Here is a 4,528-nt window from a genome sequence, read left to right as displayed (position 1 = left end):
CGCCAGTCGGGCGACATCGGCGAGGGTCGCTCCGCCGCCGCGCTCCGGACCGGGCGAGGTTCCCCGGCGCGCGGGGATGTCGTCGTCGAGAGCGGTGGTCACAAGGGCAATCTACCCCGGAGTCGGGGCCCGCCCGCAGCGGACGCGCAACTAGTTCCGAGTCGACGGGCGTCGCCTGGCGTCCGGGTGGTGCGCGGTGGTGGTTCGGCCTCGCCTCAGCCCGCGGCGATGCGGGTGAGCTCGGCGAGATGTCCCTCGACCGCGCGCCGCCCTTCGGGGGTCAGCGCGATCCAGGTGAGTCTGCGCGCGTCGGCGCGCCCCGGTGAGCTCTCCTTGCGAACGGCGAGGTAGCCCGCGTCGACGAGCACCTTGATGTTCTTCGAGAGAGTCGCGTCGCTGATGTCGAGGGTGTCGCGCACCGCGGCGAACTCCACCTCGGTGATCCTGCGCAGCAGCCCGGCGATCCGCAGTCGCACGGGCGAGTGGATGACGTCGTCGAATCGTGGGGTGACCTCGGTGCTCATGCGGCTCCGTCGGTGGTGCGGGCCAGCTCGGCGCGGAGCATGTCGTCGTAGCGCCGGCCGAGGATCACCGTCGCCAGCGCGGCGAGACCGGCGGGGATCAGGACCCACCACGGGGATGCTCCGATGGTCTTGATCGCGAGGGCGGAGACCATCCCGATCGCGAGCACGGCGATCGTGGCGATCAGGATCCTCGTGCTGCGTGGGCCGCCCCGGTACGAGGTCGAGATGCCGTACAACCGGCTGTAGGTCAGTGTGAGGACCGGGATCGCGACGATCGCGAGCGCGACCAGCGTGATGCTCGCGACGCCGGGGAGCGCCTGCGACGCGATCATCGTGAAGATGATGGCCGCGAGCCCGACGTGGTACCACCAGGGCGTCACGACTCGACGTGCGAGGATCTCGCCGTCCTGGTTCAGACGGTCGAGGGCCTCCCGCGCCTCGGCGGAGGTCGGTCGAGGCGGCGGTCCCGAGAAGTCGTTTTCCATATCGGAAAGCGTAGTGATCGCTTTCCGAATTGGCAAGTGTTCTTCGGTCAGGTCCGGTCGGTGTCGACGTGGACGTCGTCCGCCGCGTCGTCCTCGGCGTCGGCGCCGGGCCCGGGGCCGCACCGCGGCATCTTCGAGGATGTCGATGCGCGTGTTGCCCTCATGCTCCGAGACCTCGATGCGCGGTGCGGCGTCGGCCTCCGTGGCATCCGGTGCAGAGGTCAGCTGGTCGTGCCGCTTCTGCTCACGGGACATCTCGTCGTGGCTCTGGTCATGGTCGTGGGGCTGGCTGTCGTCGTGGCTCTCGTGGTGGGTCATGTCACGACGATAGGAACCGTGCGGGTGGGTGGCGACGGGGTTGACAGAGTATGTCTGTGACTCGAGAGCAGCGGCCGCGCGCGCGTAATACACCGGCATCCTGAGACACACACTCAGCATTTACTCAGGAATCCAGCGCGGCGCGGAGTGTCCCGGCGATCGCGCCGCTAGATTCAGGCTCGAAATGGAGGGCGAGTCGGCCGGGGTGTGCGGTCGACGGAGTGGTCGTTCTCCTCTGACATTCAGAAAAAGGGGCACACGCATGACCGGAACACTTCGGAAGGCGGTCGCCGAGGCGATCGCGACCTTCCTCTTCGTCCTCACCATCATCGCGGCGGTGAACAGCGGGAGCCCGCTGACTCCGCTCGCGATCGGCTTCACGCTCGCCGTGCTCGTCTACTCGACGGGGCACATCTCTGGCGCGCACCTCAACCCGGCCGTCTCGGTCGGCGTCTTCCTGCGCGGCGGCCTCGGCGTCGTCGACTTCATCTCGTACCTCGTCGCGCAGTTCGTCGGTGGCGCGCTCGCCGCGCTGGCGAGCCTCGCCGTCTGGCCCGCCGGTGGGGAAGCCAAGGTCATCGAGGTCGGCCCGGCGTTCTTCGTCGAGGCGCTGTTCACGCTGATCCTCGTCTACGTCGTGCTCAACACCGCGACGTCGAAGAACACCGAGGGCAACTCCTTCTACGGGCTCGCGATCGGTGGCACCGTCTTCATCGGCGCGGCGACCGTCGGGTCGATCTCGGGTGGCGGATTCAACCCGGCCGTGGCGCTCGGTCTCTCGGTCGGCGGCTACTTCGACTGGGCGTCGCTGTGGCTCTACATCTTCGCCCCGGTGGTCGGCGCGGTCATCGCCGCCGTGCTCTTCCGTCTGCTCAACACCGACGACGCCAAGAAGATCGGCGCGTAGCGATCGAGTGCCGATTCGAGCGCCGCGTCCTCCTCGGAGGGCGCGGCGTTCGTGCATCCACAAGTCATCCGTTCGGGGGATGCCGGGGCGCGAGACGTCGTCATAGCGTGGATGCATGCTGATCGTCGAAGAACTCCACATGCTGCTGCTCCGGTCCGACGGCCGCGTCGAGAGCGCGGTGAGCGTCAACCGCCTGTACGGCGAGATCGCCGCCGTGATCGTCGACCTCGCGCTGCACGGGCGGGTCACCGTGTCGAACGAGAAGAACCCGGTGGTCGACATCGTGTCGACCGAGCCCACCGGCAACCCGATCCTCGACACGACGCTCGAGCGTCTCGTGCCGCTGCGGGGAAAGCGTCTGCAGTCGCTCGTCACGCGGCCCAAGCTCGACCCGCTCGAGGTCGTCGTCGAGTCGCTGGTCGTGCAGGGCGTGCTGGTCCGGGGCGAGCGCGGCTTCTTCGGATGGGGTGCAGCTCGCACACCGGAGTCCGATTCCACGCCCGAGCAGACGCTGCGGGCCAGGCTGGCCGCCGTGCTCGCCGGAACCCTCGCCCCGACGCAGGCCGATCTGGCGCTGCTCTCGATCCTGCAGAACCTCAACGCGGCTCACGCGATCCTGCGCGAGGAGTGCGGTGGCGTCTCGTCGCGTGACCTCAAGAAGCGGATCGAAGACCTCACCGCCGGATCCGCCGCGGGGAATGCCGTCGCCAAGGCTGTCAACGATGCGATAACCGCCGCGATGATCGCGATCATGACCCCGACGATCGTGGCGGCCACCATCACCTGACCCTCGTCTCCTGTCCCTCGTCCCCTGACTCTCGTCTCCTGTGCCGGGCACGGCTTCGGAGACGGTCGGCGACTCGCCGAGGCTGTCGGCTCGTGGGCGGGGTGTCGGGGTGGTCGCTCCGAAGTTGTGCCCGCACGGGACGGGGCGGATCGGGGCGGATCGGGTCAGGGCTCAGCGCAGCACGGGCACCCGCTCGGCGAGCGTGTCGATGACGGGGTTGCGGTCGTGCGGGTCGACGACCACGCCGGCGACCGCGTCGAGGTCGAGCACGGGGAAGTGCGAGGCCGCGCCGATCTTCTCCTCGCTGCCGAGCACGAACGTCTGCGTGCAGCGCCCGGCGATCGCCCGTTTCGTCGCCGCATCGTCGAGGTGACCGGTGGTGAGACCATGCGCCGGGTCGATGCCGGTGACGCCGAGGAAGAACACGTCGGCGGCGAGATGCTGCACGGCCTCCATCGCCAGCGGGCCGCTCGCGACCATCGAGAACCGGGCGAGTTCGCCGCCGATCATCACGATGCGTGCGTCGGAGTGCTCGGCGACCGCGATCGCGACTGCCGGGCTCGGCGTGATCACAGTCAGATCGGTGCGGTGCGGCAGCATCCGCGCCATCGCGAGCGTCGTGGTGCCGGCGTCGAGCACGATCGTGGATGCCGGGGCGATCAGCTCGACGGCTCGGCGAGCCACGCGCTGCTTGCTGTCGGTCGACAGGGTGAGGCGCTGCTCGACGGGCCGATCGGCCGCGGGCACGGGAAGAGCGCCGCCGTACACGCGCACGAGTTCCCCGGCCTCGGCGAGCTCGCGCAGGTCGCGGCGGATCGAATCCTCCGACAGCCCGAGGTCGCGTGCCACGTCTTTCGCGACGATCCGGCCGTCTCTGCGGAGGGTCTCCCGCAGCAGGTCCTTGCGCTGTGCGCCCAGCATCCGACTCCTCAGATCTTGTTCTTTCGTGAAGTTGCATGTTCTTGCACGGTTAACGATACAGTCTTCCGCATGACGACTCCACTCCTGATTCTCATCGCCGGCCCCTACCGTTCGGGAACCGGCGGCGACCCCGATCTCATCGCCCGCAACCTCGAGCGCCTCGAAGAGGCCGCAGCTCCCATCCACCGCCTGGGGCACGTGCCCATGATCGGCGAATGGGTCGCCTTGCCGATCCTCCGCGGGATGGACGAGGCGGATGCCGCCGACGGCGACGTCATGTACGAGACGGCGCACCGACTGCTGCAGCACTGCGATGCCGTGCTGCGCCTGCCCGGCGACTCCGCGGGCGCGGACAAGGACGTCGAGATCGCGCTCGATCGAGGGCTGCCCGTGTATCGATCGATCGATGAGATCCCGGCAGCCTGAGGGACGCGGTGCCGGCGTTCAGCCGCCGACCCTCACCAACGTGCCGGTCGGTCCATCCGCCGGCCCGTGGAGACCGAGGGGGGAGTCCACGGCCATCGCGCCGTCTGACAGCGCGAGCCATGCGTCGAAGCCCTCCAGGCACCCCTTCACGGATGTCGGC

At 68.9% G+C, this 4,528-nt stretch carries 7 protein-coding genes; 4 read left to right on the top strand and 3 right to left on the bottom strand.

The features are described from left to right. Window positions 1-215: 215 nt before the first annotated feature. Window positions 216-524, bottom strand: coding sequence for a transcriptional regulator (locus RTM68_RS17080; RefSeq protein ID WP_312173249.1), 309 nt, complete (start codon window positions 522-524; stop codon window positions 216-218). After that, the gene (locus RTM68_RS17075) at window positions 521-1,009 is read right to left on the bottom strand and encodes a hypothetical protein (protein ID WP_312173247.1); all 489 of its coding nucleotides are present in this window, start codon (window positions 1,007-1,009) and stop codon (window positions 521-523) included. Before RTM68_RS17075 ends, RTM68_RS17080 begins: the two co-directional genes overlap by 4 nt. A 162-nt stretch (window positions 1,010-1,171) precedes the next feature. Between RTM68_RS17075 and RTM68_RS17070 the strand changes: the two genes are divergently transcribed. From RTM68_RS17070 to RTM68_RS17060, 3 genes are all read left to right on the top strand, one after another. After that, window positions 1,172-1,387 (top strand): hypothetical protein, encoded by a 216-nt coding sequence (locus tag RTM68_RS17070; RefSeq protein ID WP_312173246.1) that lies wholly within the window; start codon window positions 1,172-1,174, stop codon window positions 1,385-1,387. Window positions 1,388-1,589: 202 nt separating this feature from the next. After that, window positions 1,590-2,234, top strand: a complete 645-nt coding sequence (locus tag RTM68_RS17065) for an aquaporin (protein WP_312173244.1) — start codon at window positions 1,590-1,592, stop codon at window positions 2,232-2,234. A 115-nt stretch (window positions 2,235-2,349) separates the two neighbouring features. Continuing rightward, a complete protein-coding gene (locus tag RTM68_RS17060) occupies window positions 2,350-3,021 on the top strand; it encodes a GPP34 family phosphoprotein (RefSeq protein WP_312173241.1) in 672 nt (223 codons plus the stop codon). Between the two features lie 171 nt (window positions 3,022-3,192). On the opposite strand, the gene RTM68_RS17055 is transcribed toward RTM68_RS17060, so the two are convergent. After that, a complete protein-coding gene (locus tag RTM68_RS17055) occupies window positions 3,193-3,942 on the bottom strand; it encodes a DeoR/GlpR family DNA-binding transcription regulator (protein ID WP_312173237.1) in 750 nt (249 codons plus the stop codon). A 69-nt stretch (window positions 3,943-4,011) separates the two neighbouring features. Between RTM68_RS17055 and RTM68_RS17050 the strand changes: the two genes are divergently transcribed. Continuing rightward, window positions 4,012-4,368, top strand: a complete 357-nt coding sequence (locus tag RTM68_RS17050; protein ID WP_312173234.1) for a DUF4406 domain-containing protein — start codon at window positions 4,012-4,014, stop codon at window positions 4,366-4,368. Window positions 4,369-4,528: the final 160 nt, after the last annotated feature.

The sequence above is a fragment of the Microbacterium sp. genome (assembly GCF_031988965.1).
Classification (GTDB): Bacteria; Actinomycetota; Actinomycetes; order Actinomycetales; family Microbacteriaceae; genus Microbacterium.
The sequence above is the reverse complement of the archived record's forward strand: the minus strand, read 5'-3'. Positions and strand labels throughout refer to the sequence as shown.